Origin of the sequence: Peribacillus alkalitolerans, from assembly GCF_010882125.1 — a bacterium.
Taxonomy (GTDB): domain Bacteria; phylum Bacillota; class Bacilli; order Bacillales; family DSM-1321; genus Bacillus_BN; species Bacillus_BN alkalitolerans.
Map to the genome: position 1 here is coordinate 325,606 of NZ_JAAGVZ010000003.1, position 17,911 is coordinate 343,516.

The 17,911-nt window shown below is 37.7% G+C and carries 18 protein-coding genes; 4 read left to right on the top strand and 14 right to left on the bottom strand.

Features of this window, described 5'->3' with window-relative positions; translation table 11 throughout:
- Window positions 1–2: 2 nt before the first annotated feature.
- The 4 genes from paaC to G3O09_RS05945 form a co-directional block, all read right to left on the bottom strand.
- Window positions 3–806, bottom strand: a complete 804-nt coding sequence (paaC, locus tag G3O09_RS05930; RefSeq protein ID WP_163100555.1) for a 1,2-phenylacetyl-CoA epoxidase subunit PaaC — start codon at window positions 804–806, stop codon at window positions 3–5.
- Window positions 803–1,144: a 1,2-phenylacetyl-CoA epoxidase subunit PaaB gene (gene paaB, locus G3O09_RS05935; RefSeq protein WP_163100556.1), complete on the bottom strand. Its 342-nt coding sequence runs from the start codon at window positions 1,142–1,144 to the stop codon at window positions 803–805. The genes paaC and paaB overlap by 4 nt, the downstream gene beginning before the upstream one ends.
- Before the next feature lie 25 nt (window positions 1,145–1,169).
- The gene (gene paaA, locus G3O09_RS05940; protein WP_163100611.1) at window positions 1,170–2,081 is read right to left on the bottom strand and encodes a 1,2-phenylacetyl-CoA epoxidase subunit PaaA; all 912 of its coding nucleotides are present in this window, start codon (window positions 2,079–2,081) and stop codon (window positions 1,170–1,172) included.
- Window positions 2,082–2,214: 133 nt separating this feature from the next.
- Window positions 2,215–3,543, bottom strand: a complete 1,329-nt coding sequence (locus tag G3O09_RS05945) for a phenylacetate--CoA ligase family protein (protein ID WP_163100557.1) — start codon at window positions 3,541–3,543, stop codon at window positions 2,215–2,217.
- A gap of 199 nt (window positions 3,544–3,742) precedes the next feature.
- Here G3O09_RS05945 and G3O09_RS05950 point away from each other — a divergent pair, with 199 nt between their 5' ends.
- A complete protein-coding gene (locus G3O09_RS05950; protein ID WP_163100558.1) occupies window positions 3,743–4,213 on the top strand; it encodes a GNAT family N-acetyltransferase in 471 nt (156 codons plus the stop codon).
- Between the two features lie 40 nt (window positions 4,214–4,253).
- Here G3O09_RS05950 and G3O09_RS05955 read toward each other — a convergent pair whose 3' ends face one another.
- The 5 genes from G3O09_RS05955 to G3O09_RS05975 all read right to left on the bottom strand — a co-directional run bounded on the left by G3O09_RS05955 (window position 4,254) and on the right by G3O09_RS05975 (window position 9,758).
- The gene (locus G3O09_RS05955; RefSeq protein WP_163100559.1) at window positions 4,254–5,063 is read right to left on the bottom strand and encodes a PP2C family serine/threonine-protein phosphatase; all 810 of its coding nucleotides are present in this window, start codon (window positions 5,061–5,063) and stop codon (window positions 4,254–4,256) included.
- A gap of 168 nt (window positions 5,064–5,231) precedes the next feature.
- Complete coding sequence (locus tag G3O09_RS05960; protein ID WP_163100560.1) at window positions 5,232–5,624, bottom strand: Gmad2 immunoglobulin-like domain-containing protein; 393 nt, start codon at window positions 5,622–5,624, stop codon at window positions 5,232–5,234.
- A gap of 25 nt (window positions 5,625–5,649) precedes the next feature.
- The gene (locus tag G3O09_RS05965; protein ID WP_163100612.1) at window positions 5,650–6,315 is read right to left on the bottom strand and encodes a DUF2642 domain-containing protein; all 666 of its coding nucleotides are present in this window, start codon (window positions 6,313–6,315) and stop codon (window positions 5,650–5,652) included.
- Window positions 6,316–6,336: 21 nt separating this feature from the next.
- Complete coding sequence (locus G3O09_RS05970) at window positions 6,337–7,692, bottom strand: arsenic transporter (protein WP_163100561.1); 1,356 nt, start codon at window positions 7,690–7,692, stop codon at window positions 6,337–6,339.
- 605 nt (window positions 7,693–8,297) lie between these two features.
- Window positions 8,298–9,758 carry a PAS domain-containing sensor histidine kinase gene (locus G3O09_RS05975; RefSeq protein WP_163100562.1) on the bottom strand — a complete coding sequence of 487 codons (1,461 nt, stop codon included), beginning with the start codon at window positions 9,756–9,758 and terminating at the stop codon, window positions 8,298–8,300.
- A 159-nt stretch (window positions 9,759–9,917) separates the two neighbouring features.
- On the opposite strand from G3O09_RS05975, the gene G3O09_RS05980 reads away from it, so the two are divergent.
- Entirely contained in the window at window positions 9,918–10,268 is a 351-nt protein-coding gene (locus tag G3O09_RS05980; RefSeq protein WP_163100563.1) for an ASCH domain-containing protein, read from the top strand.
- A 2-nt stretch (window positions 10,269–10,270) separates the two neighbouring features.
- The gene (locus G3O09_RS05985; RefSeq protein ID WP_163100564.1) at window positions 10,271–10,711 is read left to right on the top strand and encodes a hypothetical protein; all 441 of its coding nucleotides are present in this window, start codon (window positions 10,271–10,273) and stop codon (window positions 10,709–10,711) included.
- Between the two features lie 25 nt (window positions 10,712–10,736).
- Here the strand turns inward: G3O09_RS05985 and G3O09_RS05990 are convergent, their stop codons facing one another.
- Together G3O09_RS05990 and G3O09_RS05995 are read right to left on the bottom strand one after the other, a co-directional pair.
- On the bottom strand, window positions 10,737–11,114 hold the full coding sequence (locus G3O09_RS05990; protein WP_205439612.1) for a YbaN family protein: 378 nt from the start codon (window positions 11,112–11,114) through the stop codon (window positions 10,737–10,739).
- A gap of 43 nt (window positions 11,115–11,157) precedes the next feature.
- Window positions 11,158–12,687, bottom strand: a complete 1,530-nt coding sequence (locus G3O09_RS05995) for an MDR family MFS transporter (RefSeq protein ID WP_163100565.1) — start codon at window positions 12,685–12,687, stop codon at window positions 11,158–11,160.
- Between the two features lie 702 nt (window positions 12,688–13,389).
- Here G3O09_RS05995 and G3O09_RS22885 point away from each other — a divergent pair.
- The gene (locus tag G3O09_RS22885) at window positions 13,390–13,878 is read left to right on the top strand and encodes a hypothetical protein (protein ID WP_420850332.1); all 489 of its coding nucleotides are present in this window, start codon (window positions 13,390–13,392) and stop codon (window positions 13,876–13,878) included.
- A 565-nt stretch (window positions 13,879–14,443) separates the two neighbouring features.
- Here G3O09_RS22885 and G3O09_RS06005 read toward each other — a convergent pair.
- From G3O09_RS06005 to G3O09_RS06015, 3 genes are all read right to left on the bottom strand, one after another.
- A complete protein-coding gene (locus G3O09_RS06005; RefSeq protein WP_163100566.1) occupies window positions 14,444–15,724 on the bottom strand; it encodes a purine/pyrimidine permease in 1,281 nt (426 codons plus the stop codon).
- On the bottom strand, window positions 15,721–16,608 hold the full coding sequence (locus G3O09_RS06010) for a DMT family transporter (RefSeq protein ID WP_163100567.1): 888 nt from the start codon (window positions 16,606–16,608) through the stop codon (window positions 15,721–15,723). The genes G3O09_RS06005 and G3O09_RS06010 overlap by 4 nt, the downstream gene beginning before the upstream one ends.
- Before the next feature lie 73 nt (window positions 16,609–16,681).
- Window positions 16,682–17,908: an amidohydrolase gene (locus G3O09_RS06015; RefSeq protein ID WP_163100568.1), complete on the bottom strand. Its 1,227-nt coding sequence runs from the start codon at window positions 17,906–17,908 to the stop codon at window positions 16,682–16,684.
- Window positions 17,909–17,911 lie beyond the last annotated feature (3 nt).

Here is a 17,911-nt window from a genome sequence, read left to right on the forward strand (position 1 = left end):
TTTTACCAGATAGCTGCTGGATCTGAAGCGTATACTTCACTTAATACTTTCAGAGCATCCTGTAAATCGGGGGTATGTTCTCCCTTTCTACCCTCTCCACTTTCCTTCCCAATGGCAGCAGTGTAAGTAAGTCCGCTTGAAGTAAACATTTGGTTCATGACGGAATGGAAACGTGCAATAAGAACATCTTCTGCCTCAATCAACCCTGCTTCAGACATTTCTTTGCTTAATGCTCCTAATGAAAGGACATCTCCAAAGTCTTTTATAACGATGTTAATCGCTTGTTCCATTCTGGTCCTTGCTTCGCCACCAGCTTCAACCAGTTGCTTGAACCAGATATTCCAGTGCATCTGATGATAATAAAGCTCCATACTTACCTTGACTGCCGTATCAGCAAGAGGCTTATAGGACGATGTTTTTAATGAATTGATTTTGATTTTCTTCGCATGGGAGTAAAAGAAGTGACGGACAACCGCAAATGCCCAATCATATTTCGGCTCCTGCAAGTATGTTCCTGGTCCATTCACTTTCTCAAGAATGATGGCATTCTTACGTTCACTCGCAGGCCTTGCATGCGCAAGGTAATCCATATCCTTTTCCCCAAGCTCTTCCAACAATCGATAATACATCACTGCGTGCCCCATCGTATCTTGATTGATGGACGAATAGGCTACATCTTCTTCAATATGCGGAGCTAATCCAAGCCATTCAGACCCTCGATATGCTAGGATAAAATCATCGTCTGCAAGCTGATATAATAATTCTATTAATGCTAGTTTACTAGTTTGCTCTAATTGCTCCGTCATTTTTCGATTTTCCCTCCCCACGAGAGGATTTCTTGTTCGTCCAGCATCTCTTGCTCATAATGGCGCCATTTTTTCTTTAAATAGCCATATCCTTTTGTATTCCGATAATCTTTATTATCGAGCCTTGCTAATGACTGCCTTTCTTCAGGCGTCATTTTTCTAACATCCGATCGCTTCACCACCCAAATATCAGCCACAGGTTCTCTCCTCATGAAATTCTCCTGTGCCAAAACAAGTGCCAGCTCTTGATTAGGTGCCAATAAACTGAACTGGTATTGCATGGGAGCCGTATCAGAACGCCTACTAAAAACCTCATATTCTTCATAAAAATTACTCAAGGAAGGTCCTCCTTTCAACCAAAAGTTAGACTACGTCATTTTTCCCGCTTAACGCTTCGCGAACCCAAGCATTGTTTTCATAAGCTAGCTCTCTTAATCTCAATCGATCCTTTGACTTCGGTCCTCGATTTTTAATGATTTCTTTAAAGCGCTTCCAGTCTGGCTGTTGGTAAACCCACATCTTTTGTTCATTGTCAAAATGCATCGTAGGATCGGGGATCGTCAAGCCAAGGGAAAGAATTCTCGGAACATACTTGGTGAAAAAGTCTTGGCGTAACTCTTCATTTGACTTTGATCGGATTCGATACCTCGCAGTCACATCCTGTTTGGACGTTCCCGTCGCAGTTGCATCTCCTGGACCGAAAAACATCAACAAAGCTTCCCACCATCGGTTGATGGAATCTTGGATCAATGCTTTTTGTTCAGTCGTTCCTTCTGCAAGGGCCATTATGATTGCTTCCCCGTGTTGGGCATGGAACACTTCTTCCGCACAAATACGTTTCAACGCTCGGGCATATGGGCCATAAGAGGCATCTAGCATATTGGTTTGTGTGATGATTGCTGCACCATCCACCAACCAACCGATTAATCCTGCATCTCCCCAAGTAGGAGCTTCCATATGAAAGACATTATGAAACTTCAAATCTCCTGATAATAAATCTTCCAAAATATCACCACGAGATTTCCCAACTGGTTTTAATAAATCTTCTGCCACACGTAGGAGTAGCTGTCCGTGCCCCATTTCGTCTTGTACTTTCGCCATAATTCCTAATTTCCGCTTTAAAGAAGGTGCTTTTGGCACCCACTCTTTTTCAGGTAGAGCACCCATAATCTCACTAATTCCATGCATGGAAATGAGCTTAATCAGTACATTTCTATACTCATCTGGCATCCAATCATCCGCTTCGATTTTTTCACCGGCTTGGATTCGTTCCATGAATTTCTTATGCTTTTCTTCTAGTGTTATTGTTTCAAGCTCTGACACATTCTACACCACCTTAACATATAACGTTAATTTAACGTAATTATATTATAATGTTATACAACATTCAACGGAATGTTCTGACTATTTATGGATTTGTCGTGCTAAATTTTCGATGGTCCAAAATCCTAACAGCTTTCCCTTCTGACCTAGGGATCGATTTTGGAGGACAAACCTTGACATCTATAGAAATGAGGAGATGACTTTTTAATGTATGTTGAATTTCCCTTGAAAGAAACTGGATTTGATCATGGTCCAGGTTTTTACCTAGCTCCATAAATAGATCCTCCTTCACTTCAATATGAAGTTCCACAGTATCGAGCGTACCAATCCGCTTGACATGCAATTGGTAGTGAGGAACAATTTCATTTGAACTCAGTAGATAATGCTCGATTTCCGATGGAAAAACATTTACACCACGAACAATCAACATATCATCGATTCGTCCTTTGATACGAGACATTCTTGTCGTTGTCCTGCCGCAGGCGCACACCTCCCTAGAAAGGGAAGCAATATCTCCAGTTCTATAACGAATGATAGGCAGGGCTTCCTTTGTAAGGCTTGTGAAAACGAGTTCCCCTTCCTCACCATCCGGGAGGGGCAGAAGCGTAATGGGATCAATGACTTCTACATAAAAATGATCTTCCGCAACATGCAGGCCATTTTGAGCTTCATGGCATTCCATTGAAACGCCCGGTCCTAAAATTTCACTCAAACCATAAATATCGCAGGCTTTGATGCCTAACTTTTTCTCTAATAAGGCACGCATTTCTTCCGACCAAGGCTCCGCCCCAAAGATACCAAACTTCAATGAATTTTCACTTAAATCAATACCCATATGCTCCATCCGTTCAGTGATCGTCAGAATATAAGAAGGTGTACCACAAATGACCGAAGGCTTAAAGTCTTGTATCAGTGCTATCTGGCGATCAGTGTTTCCCCCTGAAACAGGGACGGTAGCCATGCCTAGTTTTTCACTACCATAATGGAGACCCAATCCTCCGGTAAATAGTCCATACCCATACGCATTATGTAACACTTCTCCCTTATTTCCGCCTGCCATTGAAATGGCACGGGCTACGAGATTCCCCCACATATCGATGTCCTTTTGGGTATATCCGACAACGGTTGGTTTTCCGCTCGTACCTGAAGAAGCATGAATTCGTACTACCTCACTTTGTTCAACAGCAAATAATCCAAACGGATACTGCCCCCTTAAATCTTTCTTTGTAGTAAATGGCAGATTTTTAATATCATCTAGTTTCTGAATATCTTGTGGAATGATGCCTGCCTCATTCCACTGTTTCCGATAAAACGGGACTTGTTCATACACAGTGTTAACTGTAGCCAATATCCTTTTAAATTGCAGCCTCTCCATCTTTTCCCTACTGTAGGTTTCTTCCTCATGTAAAATCATATTCTCACCCCATTTTTATATGACGATAATATTGCGTATAAAAATAATATGTAATATTACTAACATATTTACCTTTTATTTTCTGAAAAGTCAAATAATAAATATGAGATAGAACTTATTACAAATGTAAAGAAAGCCTTGATGGGAATTTATGTTAGTATTTTAAAGCGGTCAGTAATAATTGTATGAGGTGAATAATATGGAGATTCGATTGGAGAAAGCAACCAAATCTGATGCAGAAGTAATTTTGGATATACAAAAAAAAGCATTTATGCCTTTGCTGGAAAAATATCAAGATTACGAAACTAGTCCAGCTAATGAAAATATTGAAAGAGTCATTTCAAGGATTATCAATCCTAAAGGAGGATTTTATAAAATAGTAGTTAACCACACTATCGTAGGGGCTATTTGTGTTTTTTGGAAGGAAGAAGCACAATTTTGGATCAGTCCGATGTTTATTTTGCCCCAATATCAAGGGCAGAAAATAGCCCAACAAGCCATTTACTATCTAGAGGAAATGTTTCCTCATGCCACTATTTGGGAATTAGCGACACTACTGGAGGAACAACGAAATTGTTACCTTTACGAAAAATTGGGATTCAAACAGACTGGTGTGACTAAGAAGATCAATGATCAAACAACCCTAGTTTATTATAAAAAGATTTGTTAACAAAAAAGCGTCCGGATCATTAAATCCGAACGTTTAACTTTTATTCATCACTTGGTCGGCTCACTTCTTGGAAAATATTAATCTTCCAAGAAACAATGGTGGTACTATCCCTGACGTTTCGACTTTGTATTTCTGCTAACAACGCCTTTACACTTGCATCATTCTCTGAATTTGAGAACACTTCACCTAAATCTTTTGGGTTGGAATAAGGTTCGCCTGGACATTCAATGAGTCCATCAGTGGTAAGGAAGATATGATTTACCCCTTTTCTTAACTCCCTCACACCACTGCTATAACAAGGTACAACCTGTTCAAACGTATTTACTTGTCCTATCCACTCATAGAATTGTCTTTGGTTCAATTGATACTGACTAAGAGCAGCTAGCTCCGGATGAAATAGATATAAAAGGCAATCTCCAACCGAAAACCACCAAACGTATTTGTCTTTCCTTACGACAATTAAACAAGCCGTTTCACCCTTAATCTTACGGCAAACAGAAAGAAATTCATCATTCTGAAAGATTTCTAGGACCAACTTTTCCATGCTCTTGAAAACACTTTGTAGAGGATGGGATAGAATCCTTTGTATGTCGGATTTTTTCTGTACAAATTGTTCAACTACTAATTCGGCACTCTTAGCGGTGTTGTGTGCATCAAGAATCATCGCAAATTCCCATGAACCTTCTTCACCTTTCCACACTAAGCAACCGTCTTCATTCTTATATTGGCCCGCTTCAGAGCTTCCTCCATAACGACCAATGACCATATCGCTTAGACAATGAATATGTGGCATATCAACAAAATGTTGTTGGCTGCCAACCCAAATCAACTCGTCCAACACTTTATTCATTTTGATCATTCTCTAAAATAGTCTGAATACTTCCAGAATGTTTATTGCAAATGAAGCAAACTTCCATCATAATCATCCTCTATTGAAATTTTTAGAAAATTATAATATAAAAGCATCTTTATTGGAATAAATTTCTAAATAAAAAAGAGAAGTAACTAAACACTTCTCTTAATGATTAGTAAGTGGTATCTTCAATACATCGATTTTGGACCCGTCTTTCGCTGAATAAACAAACAGCTCAAGTTCTGTACCCTTTAGTTCCTTTTCAATTATTATCTCAAAGTCCCCCCACGCAGGAGCGCCATCAGTTTGATAAAAGTCCTGTTTGACAATCGTACTATCCTTTATGATTGCGTATTGAAAATTCCCTTCAAACACTCTTGCTTTTCCAGTAACGACAAGGTGGTCTTCCTCTTCCTTGATCATAACTTCTTTAAAAGCATCATTTTCGTATCGTTTCTCTTCTTTTGAAATTGGTTCAGAAGTATTGTCCTGTTGCCCGCATGAAGTTAAAGTAACTAATATTGCTATTAGTACAGATAGGAATAATGATTTGTTCATCGGTTGAATCCCCCCTTCTAAAATATTATGTCATATGAACTGATTTAATATGGGAAAGCTTCAAAAATACTGTATCTCCATTCGCAATCGCCAATTCAACTAAGTTATTATTCACGCTTATTAATTTTCCGATTTTCATGGGATCGCTACCGGCATCAAAAACGACTAGTTTTCCTACTTCTCTTTTTAATTGTTCCTCTAATGAACGCTGTATAGGGACGCTTGTTGGATGGACAGGAAGGCTTTCATTACTCAAAGAATATGGCGTGACGGTTTGATTGTAAGGGGTCAGCCACTTCAAATGGCTCATGGAAATGAACATCGTTTTATAAACAGGTGAGTAGAAAACAAAGTAATCATTTAATACACTCGTAATATATCCGTGAAAAGTTAGGTTTCCAGTTACGTAAATTTCAGCAAAAGTACCCTTAGCATTTGTTAATATTTTCCGGTATGAAATAGCGTCCATATCATCAGGAATTTCTGATTCAGTCGGACTGCTCACAAACTCATTTTTATCTTTAACCAGTTGAATTCGATGAACATGCAACATAGGAATATAGATAAACTGTTGACCATTGTATAAAACTAGTATATCTTGGCCTAAATCAATCAGGACCCCCTTGAAGGTGGTTTTTCCCGATAATAAAATACAAACTTGTTGTCCCATTAACGTATTGATATTGCTCACCATAATCTCCTCCTTGTGAATTTAACTAAAAACCATCTGTACCCAATAGAACAATAATATCAAAGTTACAACTGTTGTTAATGGGATAACTACAATTGAAACGCTTAAATAATCTTTCCACGATACATCAATCTTATTTTGCCGCAGAATGTGCATCCAAATTAGCGATGCCAGTGTTCCAATTGGTAATAACAAGGATCCCATGTCACTACCGATGATATTGGCAAGATAGATGGTCTTTAAAGTGATTGGATCCAGACCCATTTCAGTTAATGTAATGGTTCCTATCATTAATGCAGGATGGTTGTTAAAGATGTTAGATAAAATGGATACAAGTCCTCCCATAATTACACTTGCATAAAATAATCCTTGGTTTACTATTGGCTCACATAACTCTACGAGAAAAGTGGTTAACCCAACATTATGGAGCCCATAAATAATCACGTACATTGAAAAGGCAAAGATTAAAATATGCCAGGGAGTCTTCTTCAATATATCCACAGGATTGGTTCGTAAATGGTACCATCTCCATACCAGTAACGCTAAAGAACCAAGTACCGCAACTAGTTCAATAGGGATCGAGAGGTATGAGGCTACAAATAACAAGCAACGCATGATAAACACAAACAGCAAAACTTTCAACATAAATTGAGTCCGTTTACGTTTCGTTTCAACAGAAATACTACTCTTTAACGGATGAAAGTTTTTAACAAAAAACATTTCTTCTATATCATATGACGAATTAGGCAATTTTTTCGGTAATTTATTCTTTACAACCATAAACATTAACCAGCTCATAAACAACAATCCGAGTGTAGCTGGTACGAACATCATAGCTGTATGCATATATAGCGTCATATCAACAATTTCTAAAGCTATTAAATTTACTATATTACTTACTCCGATTGGAGCACTTGAAGCAGTTGCAATTAAAGCTCCACTTAGTAAATATGGAATTTGTTCTTGTGGTCTTAAACGAAGGTTTTTTAAAAGCATGATTAAGATGGGGGTAGTAATTAAAATGCTTCCATCATTATTAAATAAAAGTGTCATCAAAAAACATAATAATTGTATATTCCAATATAATCGATAGCCCGATCCTTTAGACAAAACGGCCAATCTAGCTGCTGACCAATGAAAAAAACCGAAGCTTTCTAATATGACCGCCATAACGATCGTACTTATGATAGTTATTGAAGCTCCCCCAATTTTACTGATAATATCCATTATATCTCCACGTGATACAATGCCTGTCAGTAAGATTAACCCAGCACCGATAGACGCTGGCCAAGCTTCATTTATTCCTTTTGGTCTCCAAAATATCACCAACATCGTCATTGTGAAAACCAATAATGTCATTCCAATTTCGAAAGTCATTACCATGCTCCTTTCTTTTGGTTTAATACATTTATCCCTGCATGTCCGATTCCCTATATACATATTCGCCCCACTAAAATAGGGAGTGGATACATGTCCATTTCGGGTAAAATGTATGTTTGTCCATTAAGGGCAGGAGTTACCTCGAGACAAATGGCCAATAAAAAACATCCCTTTCAAACAAGAAAGGGATGTTGGGATATTCACTTACACGGAATCTGACAACTTGGACATGGAAAGTTGCTTAAGGATGATTTATAAAGCTTAATGAACAGGTTTTTAAGTTGATTATTCAAGGACACTGGTTGATTGGAGCGGAAGGCGCTTGACTCCTGGGGGATTAGCGTTACAGGCGAGACCCCGCAGGAGCGGTAGCGACGAGGAGGCTCTGCGAACGCCCCCCGGAAAGCAAGTGCCTGGAGCGGAAATCAACCTTTTCGCCTACCATACATATCAAAAATGACAAAAGGTATTGAGAGAGCGCTCTCGATACCTTTTGTCGACAATCTGAAAGGACTTTCATTTAAGAAAGTCCTTTTATAGTAGCAATTTAAAGAATTGATTTTGTATTTTATAGAAATAGGCTTAGCACCCTTCGTCATCAATTATAAAACATCCAATCGAACCGATACAGATGTGCCTATACCAAGCTGACTTTCTATCGTCATTGAACCATTATGTTCCTGGATGATTTTATTGCTGACCGTCAATCCTAAACCAATTCCTTTGTCTTTCGTTGTATAAAAAGGGGTTCCCAAATATCTTAACAGGTCTTCTTCTATTCCTATTCCCTCATCCTTAAATGTAATCAATACCCCTTTGTTTTCCAACTTTTGGACCCTTATTTCAACAGTACCTCCGTTCGGCATCGATTCAATCGCATTTTTAAGGAAATTGACAAAAACCTGCTTCAGTTGGTGTGGGCTACATAATAAATCTACATCTTCTATTAAATCTTCTAAAATAATTTGGACATTATGTAATAAAGCTTGTGGATGAAGAACATTAATCGTGCTATGTAGAATGGAAAATAATTTTTCTCTTTCAAAAAGAATCGCCTGTGGTTTGGCCAGTGACATGAATTCGTTTACAATCATATCGATTCGATCAAGTTCATTCATGATAATGGACAAGTATTGATCTTGCTTGTGCGGATCTGGATTACTTCGTAAAAGCTTTGAAAATCCTTTTAAAGAAGTCAAAGGATTCCTAATCTCATGTGCAACACCAGCTGCAAGTTGTCCAATGATCGAGAGCCGATCTAAATTACGAAGGGCAGCATCATTTTTGACTCGATCGGAAATATTTCTTCCTACCGTCACAAAGGCCTCCATCTCTTTTTGTTCATTATAGATAGGCGAAATATTGGACTCCAGATAAATGACATCATTATTAGATGTCCTTACCTTATTTTGAATCAGCTGAGGCTCTTCAGTCTTTAGTAATTTTTGAAAGGTCCAATCAAAATGCTCCTCTTCACCAGGCACCATAATTTCATGAATTTTTTTCCCAACTAATTCCTCTGGAGAATATCCCATCACTTTTTCGTGAGAAGGAGAAGCGTATATAATCGTTTTCTCTTTCGAAAATACCTTGATCATATCGGAGGTATTTTCCGTTATGAGTTTATAAAGTTCACGGATTTTTTCTAATTCCCTTTCCATTTGCTTTAGTTCTGTAATATCTCTAAAAATAGCAATAATCGCTATGATTTCTCCATTTGAATTCCGGAATGGCGAATAGGATACCGCAATATCAAGTGTAGTCCCATCCTTATGAAATCGCTGGGTAATCATATTCGAATACACTTTCCCTTGCTTTACAGATTCAATTATTTCATTTACGATACTAGGATTAGAAAATTCATTAAATCTTTTACCTAGTATTTCTTCTGAAGTGTATCCAAAAATCTTCGTATACATTGGATTCACCCGAATGAACCGATTTTCCAAATCAACGAAAGCAAACCCGTCTGCTGTACAATTAAGAAATAAATCGAATAACTCATCAGAATTATATAAAAATGATTCATTTTCTTTTCCTATGTTCGGGAATCTATTAGACATCGTGCTCTCTCCCAACTTTTCATATATCTTTTGTCTCTATTTTACAGAATTTTTAGATAAAAGATATATTTAATTTACTTTTTTTGAATAGCTTTTTTTTAGAATGAAAAAGTATGATACAGTAAAATAGAATTTTAATTATTGAAGGGAGATTTAAAAATGAGTAATCAAGAAGCACAAAATACTTTACCACCTAAAACATGTTCCATAGAACGTCTAGTAACGATGCCAGAAGATGTACAAAAAGTGTTGGAAGGCAAAAAAACAGCAACACGCAGAAACGGAAGATATGCTGATGTAGGCGAAATCATGGTTTTAGAGGATAAAAAATTCATCGTGGACCGTGTCTATTCACAGTCTTTAGGAGAGTTAACAGATGAACATGCACAACATGAAGGCTTTAATACTGTAGAAGAGTATAAAGAATCAATCCTATCCTATCATCCAGGTATGCCTTGGCTGCCGCAAATGAGAGTTTGGGTGCATGAATTCAGTCCTGTAAGTGAATAAAAATGGATGTATTGTACCGCATATTAATATTTATCCATGTACTAAGTGTGGTGGTTTCCATTGGGCCGTTCTTCATTCTACTTCCTATCGTAAAAAAGTTACGCTTGGCTAAAGAAGAAGAAATACACCCACACCTCGAAACATTCCGATTCGTCGTCCGGCTTACCAAACACGCTGGCCATGTATTGGTTGGATCAGGTATATTACTCGTGGTATACGGCCCGTGGACTTGGAGTACACCTTGGATCGTCATGACATTGCTTATCATGTTTGGCTCCCTATTCTTTTTGGCAAGAGCTTTTTCACCAAAACTAAGGAAGTATCAAGAAGAAATACATAATCGAGAAGAAATAGCGGGAAAACTAAATCGTTCTATATGGATCTACATCATCCTCCTAATTGCCATGCTTTGGTTCATGGTTGTGAAACCTGTTTTATGGTGATGGAAAAAACAAAACCTTGTCTATATTAAGACAAGGTTTTGATTTTAGTAAAGAAATAATAATATTTATAAATCACAATAAAGATTAACGCTATCCGTATAACTATACTGTCCATCAAGATGAAAGCAATCGCGATCATCGCATCGGCAAAGAGCAAGATTGAAAGCTTCTGTCTTATGGACATACTTCTCTTTTTCACAAAGCTCTCCAAATGCTTTTTATACAGTGAAGTCCCTTTAAACCACTTCTCGAACCGCTCTGATCCTTTTACAAAACAAAAAGATGCTAATAGGAATAGCGGAGTAGTCGGTAATACCGGTAATCCAATTCCTAAAATTCCTAGTACAAGCGATATTAACCCCACTAAGATATAAATGAATTTAATGATTTTTTGGATGATCATTGCCCCCTGACTAAAACTGGCAATCGCAAGATTTTTAAAAGTCCTACTTTTCTTCCATCGCCTGTTGATGCTCAACCGAATTACTTAAGTGATCCTTCGTCATTAGGCTAGCTGCAATAAATGCCAAGGCAGTAGGAATGAGAGCCCACATAAACGTATATGTGATGGACGAAGATAATGCAGCTGTTATTTTATCCAATATTGGAGCTGGAATTTGTGCACGGGCTTCAGGCGCCAACAGAACTCTTGGATCATTCAAAGCAGGGTTATCAGTCATGCTCTCTCCCATTCCAGCAAAAATATTCTCTAGTTTAGAAGTGAATTCGTTCCGTTGGATAATTCCAAAAACAGTAATTCCTAGAGTCATTCCCAAAGAACGGATAAACGAGACAGTAGAGTTCACAGAACCACGCTGAGAAGGATGGAAATGATGGATAGCAGCATTGCTTAAGACAGAAAAAGTAGCCCCTATGCCTAGTCCTACTATGATCATATACAGAGTTACTAACAAACGTCCTGAATCCGGTTTTAAAGTCGTCAACAAGACCATGCCCACAGACAGAATGATAGTAAATAGAATCATAATTTTTCGGTAACTCCATTTATTCATCAGGAACCCACCAGTGGTCGCAGAGACTACTGATCCCAACATCATCGGAAGCAACACTAATCCTGAATTTGTCGCTGTTCCTCCAAGTACTCCTTGAATGTAAATCGGAATATAGACAGATGCAGTAATAAACGCCATACCACTTAGTAATCCTAAAGCATTACTTGTGGTAAACAAGCGGTTTTTGAACATAGGGAAGGAGATAATCGGATCCGTTACTTTCCTTTCAATCCATATAAACGCTAAAAACAATACTGAAAACACTGCAAACAATCCAATAATAACTACTGAATCCCAATCGTACTCATTTCCACCTAACTCCAAAGCAAACATTAGACTGACCACAGCAATAACAAGCGTTATAGCACCCCACCAGTCAATTTTTTGCTTAGAGTGAACTAGAGATTCTTTATAGAAAAATGCAATAAAGATAAATGCTAACAAGCCAAGAGGAATATTCACATAAAAGACCCAATGCCAGCTGATGTAGTCTGTAATATAAGCTCCTAATAACGGACCGAATATACTCGATAAACCGAATACAGCACCGAATAATCCACCCAGTTTCCCACGTTGTTCAACAGGAACCGTATCAAACATAATCGTAAATGCGATTGGAATGAGTGCTCCTCCCCCAATTCCTTGGATAGCACGGTAAATACTAAGCTGAGTAATACTTTCTGCAGTACCGCATAAAATCGAGCCTATTAAGAACACAATTAATCCGAAAATAAAAAACTTTTTCCTACCGAACATATCAGATAATTTTCCGAAAATCGGCATACCTGCCATTTCAGCAACCATGTAAGCTGAAGTGACCCATACAAACTTATCTAAACCACCTAATTCACCTACAATCGTCCCCATGGCAGTAGCAACAATGGTATTATCCATCGATGCCATTAAAATGCCCAATAAGAGACCTGTAAGCACGAGCCCTTGTTTGCTTTGTTTTGTATTCACAATTAGATAATTCCTTTCCTCTATTATATTTTTCAAATAATTGGCCATTAACGAAACATTGTTACGTTAAATGTTGAAAACAAGAAATAACTGATGAATAGCAGATAAAGTGTCCTGTTTCTTAATTAAATTTCCTATTTTTTAAGCTTTGTTAAACAAGCCTGTTGAATGGCAACTAGAGGCAATTTCTTACCGTGCGCGGTATTGTAGCCTCATTAAGCTCACTCCGCGACGGTGTGTTCACCCTTTACCCACTTTTCATCAGGACATTGAAAATATATGATTACTTAAATTTAACATAACAATGTTTTGTTATAAAGAAAAAAATAATTTTATCAATCCCAAAATTAATTATCTCCAAATTCAAACCAAAACAAGACTATAAGATAATACTTGAAATAGGACATAAAAAAGAAGCTAGCCTTATTGCAGCTTCTAAATTAGTATAGCCACTATAGAATTACAATCCCCTTAAATGATTCGATACAGTCAAATGGACCTCATCCTCTTCAGTCCATTTGCCGTCAAAATTCTCTCGAAGCGTGTAAGTTTTTAATGGGGTGGAATAAAAAAATACATTGTTTATTCTTTTTTTAATTTCATAGGATTGTCTCTGGGCATCCGCCCTTACACTCCGCCTACTTTTTCATATTTTGTTAGAGTATTCATCCCGACTAAGAAATTACAGAGGAGGATTCCGTGATGAACCCATTTCAATATAACCCTGGACATGTGCAACAGCCAGCTTCCCCTTATGCACTATATCCTTACAATTCGAATAGTCAACAGCTAGAGCTTTATCGACAACAACAAGAATATTATCAACAGCAACAAGATTACTATCAACAGCAACAAGAACTCTATCAGCAACAACAAGAATTTTATCAGCAACCAGAATCGTTTGATGAGCTAGATTATTATGAAGAACAATCCGAGATTGACAGACAACCTAACCTAGAAAGAAGAATTCGTGAACTTGAAAGAGAAAACCAACTGCAGCAACAAGAACTAAGACGCTTAAGTCAGGAATTAAACCGCCAAAACCAGGAAATCGGGCGTCTGAACCGAGAAGTTAACCGACTCAACCAAGTTGACGAACGCCACACTCGCCGCTTAAACCGATTAAACCAAAGGCTGCGTGCGGTTGAAAACAGATTGAATATTCCGTTCTATGCTGAGGATGGGTTTTAATAAAGAAGCAGGAGTCAATTCCTGCTTCTTTGTTTTTTTAGATTGAATCTCGGTTGTATGTGTTCAATGGACTTTTTATAAGACTAGAGATTCTAAAGTAATGGAAAAAAGAGGTAAAGGATATGTGAGTCGAAGTGATGGAAAAATGGATCTACGAGTGGATAACGATAGCTTTGTGATCGATAAACTTTTCGAAATCGTAAAAAGTGAAGGATAAATTTTCAAAAGTGAAGGATAAAATCCTCGAAAGTGGCGGATAACCGGGGGTGAGCGAAAGTTATATGGATTAAGACGTAGATAAAATGACGTCTCTTGCAATCTAGAATTTTCTGCTGAATTGGAATGTGAAGTGTAAATCCGAATTAGTGAAGGATATCTAGTCTGAAACGTGGATAAAGATATCTAACAAATGCATATCCGGCCAAACAATTGAAAATCTAATGAAAGAGAAGGATATGAAGGCCTAAACGATCCTTTTAGTTTGAGATTAATTACCGAAGCCTAAAACTTCTCCTTCAAATTAAATAAGCAGGAGAGACTTCCTCCTGCTTTTGACATGTTATTATCAAGACTTCCAAACCTGCTCAAAGATAATGGCTATCATCGTTCCTACAAGCAAACCGTTCCCAAGAATATACTGTAATAGGACAGGTAAACCATTGATCGTCCCATCTGGCAGGGACATGAGCCCTATTCCCATGAGAAGTGCTACTCCTAGTATGGTAATTCTCCTTTGATTCAAAGGCTCTTTAGTAATATTGTTCATGGAAATTCCAATCATTTGTATCAGTGTTGCTAATAATGCTGCACTAGCGACATAAACTGGTAGTTCTGCTAATAATTGAACAATTACCGGAAAGAAAGATATGAAAGACAAAAGACCACATGCAATAAGAAAAGGCACGATTCTATATTGTTTAGTCATTTGTACAAATCCTGCTGTTACCGGAAGTGGTACTACCCCGATTGTTGAAAAGGAGGAGGAAAGTATATGAGAAATGCCGCCTGCCCAAGATCCTCGATTCAACTTCGTGGGTGCAAAAGATTTAGATGGTAAGGAATCGTCCATAGCATGTATGGCTGCAATGGTATTCGATATCAAAATTAAAGTAAATAAGAGAGCTGTAATGACCATACCTACGTTCCATTCAGGCAGCCCCCATGCAAAGATCTCTGGAGTTTTTATGAAGGCTCCCCTAGAAGAATACACGCCACTTTCTCTACCAACTAGAATCAAGGACAACAACCATCCAGCACCTATTCCAATCAATACTGCATAGCTTTTTAACCAACCCCTTCCCCCAGTTGAAAGGAGAACAACCAATAAGAAGACTGAAAAAGAAATGAGAGGTACTTCATAGGATATCGGCGGTTTAGCAATGCTTTTTCCAATCATCCCTTCTATAAAAACTCCACTCAATTGAATGGCTAGAATTAATAAGAATGTTCCGGTAACCAGTGGAGTAAATAGGAATAGAAGACGCTGAACCATTCCAGAAAGACCTAAAAGTAACAGAAGTACACCTGCAATCATCATCCCCCCTTCTAAAATTTGAAGGGTCTCTGATCCTGTTCCTCCTTGCGAAAAAGATATATCCGCTAATATAACGAAAACACTTACCCAAGAACCCGCTGGTCCATCAGCAATAGGATATCCGTGACCAAATTTCCCTTGAATAAACGAACTGATTCCTACTATAAAGAACGTCCTTTGCATTAAAGAAGAAATGTCTTCTCCAGATAAACCGAAAACATGGCCGATCACAATAGGTAGCGCAATTGAGTTCGCTAATAAAAAGACGAACCATTGTATGACTTGCAAAGAAGTAGATTGGTGATTTTTCATTGTTGGACTCCTCTAAAAAATACTTTCTTTTCTCTTGTTGATAAAAACACGCCAATTAATATGAATATGGCTCCCACAACTTGTGTTAATAATATTGGTTTTTGGAGCAAAAAAAATCCAGAAACCATGGCAATAAAAGGCTCCAAATTTGAAAGCATAGAAGCTTTGAAAGCTTGAATATTTTTTATTTGGTAGTTCCATATCAGATTGCAGACTCCATGAACAATTATTCCAGAAATAATAAGCAATAGCCATAAATCAATTCTATTACTCACTCTAAATGCCTGATCAGTCCAAATAAAAGGAACAGAAACCAAAAAACCAATAACATTGGAATAAACCGTTAAAATAAGTGGATCGATTCGTAAAGTCAAAAATCTTGTCATGATAATCATGATGGAAAAAGTCACCATTGTGAGGGTAATCCACCAAAGACCTGAATCCAATGAAAGAACTCCAGTTTTTGCACTTGTTACTACATAGACTCCACTTATGGCTAACCCCAGTCCAAAAATCGTTGATAAATTGATTCTTTCTTTTAAAAATAGAAAGGCTAATATACTAGTAAATACAGGAGTGGTCGCTAAAATAATTGCTGATGTGGTGGAATCGGCTGTTTCTAGTCCAATAAAAAATGACCATTGGTTGATAAAAATACCTATTATCCCTAGTAATCCCACATATCCCCAATCTCTCTTAGTTAGTGAGAAGAAAATTGTTTTTTCCTTAATGAATAGAAAAAAAAGTAAAAATACTGTTATAAAAAGCAATCGTATAGATGTGACAACCGCAGGAGAAAAATCTTGCACTAATATTTTCCCTATAACAAAATTACTTCCCCAGATGGTGACACATAGGATGAGCCAACCGTAAACCTTTTTCATTTTTACCTCCACTTAAAGAAAACACGAAATACAGAATAGAAGCCCAACAAAACTGCGGGCTTCTTAGCACATGTTAATGATTTGAACCGGCAACTACTTTTCCTCTAAAAATAACAGTCTCTCGTTTTGGTAATCTCGCAACCGCTTCAGCTGAGCATGCCGCTTCTACTAATACAATATTTGCTTCATGACCTTCCAATGGCCATACAACTTCCCCTTGCTCGTTTAAAGGAGTAATTCCACCTGTAGCCCATTTTAATGAATGAGCTAATGTTTTTTCATCTTTCCGGTTAAAACGATCACAGTATCGATTGGACTTCTCCAAAACATCGCCGTTTCCAAACGGACTCCATGAATCATAGAAACCATCACAGCCTAAGTAAACTGCTACTCCTTTTTGATCTAAAAGCTCAACTGGTGGAATGTTTCTATTTATAGGTATGGTAGACATTATGGACATGCCTACTTCTCGTAAGGTTTCAGCTAATTCTGCAGTTTGTTCAACAGGCACATCTCCTAAACTAAAAGCATGTGACATGGCAGTTTTATGATACCACTTTGCTTCCCGAACCATTTCTGCGAATTTATCAATTGTATAAAAACCGACATGACCTGCATCATGGAGATGAATATCGATTCCAGCATCAAATTCAGTCGCTAGATTCAGTACTTCATATAAAGATTTTTCAATATTTTTATCAATCCCCGCAGGATCTAATCCACCAACAATATGTGCCCCTGAACGCATCGCTTCCTTCATTAAGGTTCCCATGTCATCACGAAGCAACCCATGTTGAGGGAAAGCGACAATTTCGTATGTAAGCTTATCTGAATATTGCTCTAGAGCTTCACGAACTCCTTCAAGGTTTTTTAACCCTATATAAGGGTCAATATTGACATGTGTCCGGATATGGGTCGATCCATTTGATAATAGTTGATCAATCATTGCACTTGCACGTTGTTTCGTAGTAGGTGCTAGTTCATTTAATTCCATCGCTTCATACTGAAGTCTTTGCTCAAGATTTCTTACAGGTTTGCATGATTTCCAATCGAGGGAAAGATATGTTTTATCTAAGTGGTTATGCATTTCTTTGAATGTTGGTAAACCTAATAGACCCTTTGCATCCAGTATTTTTTCATTTGAAGGAATAGTAATATAGGGATGTGCATGTTTTTCCACTACTATTCCTTCTTGAATTTTTACATCAAAGCACTCTGTTACTGTCTCTATTGATCCGTCTTCAAACTTCTTAATCCCTGTCTCTAACCGGACGTTTCTTAACCACAACACACTACTCATTTC

Bases quoted from the DNA above. Each gene is read 5' to 3' on its own strand.
- G3O09_RS22885 (WP_420850332.1), top strand. From the start codon at position 13,390: ATGAACCCATTTCAATATAACCCTGGACATGTGCAACAGCCAGCTTCC.
- G3O09_RS05975 (WP_163100562.1), bottom strand. From the start codon at position 9,758: ATGTCTAATAGATTCCCGAACATAGGAAAAGAAAATGAATCATTTTTA.
- G3O09_RS05960 (WP_163100560.1), bottom strand. From the start codon at position 5,624: ATGAACAAATCATTATTCCTATCTGTACTAATAGCAATATTAGTTACT.
- G3O09_RS06005 (WP_163100566.1), bottom strand. From the start codon at position 15,724: ATGAAAAATCACCAATCTACTTCTTTGCAAGTCATACAATGGTTCGTC.
- G3O09_RS05955 (WP_163100559.1), bottom strand. From the start codon at position 5,063: ATGAATAAAGTGTTGGACGAGTTGATTTGGGTTGGCAGCCAACAACAT.
- paaC (WP_163100555.1), bottom strand. From the start codon at position 806: ATGACGGAGCAATTAGAGCAAACTAGTAAACTAGCATTAATAGAATTA.
- G3O09_RS05970 (WP_163100561.1), bottom strand. From the start codon at position 7,692: ATGACTTTCGAAATTGGAATGACATTATTGGTTTTCACAATGACGATG.
- paaA (WP_163100611.1), bottom strand. From the start codon at position 2,081: ATGGAACGAATCCAAGCCGGTGAAAAAATCGAAGCGGATGATTGGATG.
- G3O09_RS05980 (WP_163100563.1), top strand. From the start codon at position 9,918: ATGAGTAATCAAGAAGCACAAAATACTTTACCACCTAAAACATGTTCC.
- G3O09_RS05950 (WP_163100558.1), top strand. From the start codon at position 3,743: ATGGAGATTCGATTGGAGAAAGCAACCAAATCTGATGCAGAAGTAATT.
- G3O09_RS06015 (WP_163100568.1), bottom strand. From the start codon at position 17,908: ATGAGTAGTGTGTTGTGGTTAAGAAACGTCCGGTTAGAGACAGGGATT.
- G3O09_RS05990 (WP_205439612.1), bottom strand. From the start codon at position 11,114: ATGATCATCCAAAAAATCATTAAATTCATTTATATCTTAGTGGGGTTA.
- G3O09_RS06010 (WP_163100567.1), bottom strand. From the start codon at position 16,608: ATGAAAAAGGTTTACGGTTGGCTCATCCTATGTGTCACCATCTGGGGA.
- G3O09_RS05945 (WP_163100557.1), bottom strand. From the start codon at position 3,543: ATGATTTTACATGAGGAAGAAACCTACAGTAGGGAAAAGATGGAGAGG.
- G3O09_RS05985 (WP_163100564.1), top strand. From the start codon at position 10,271: ATGGATGTATTGTACCGCATATTAATATTTATCCATGTACTAAGTGTG.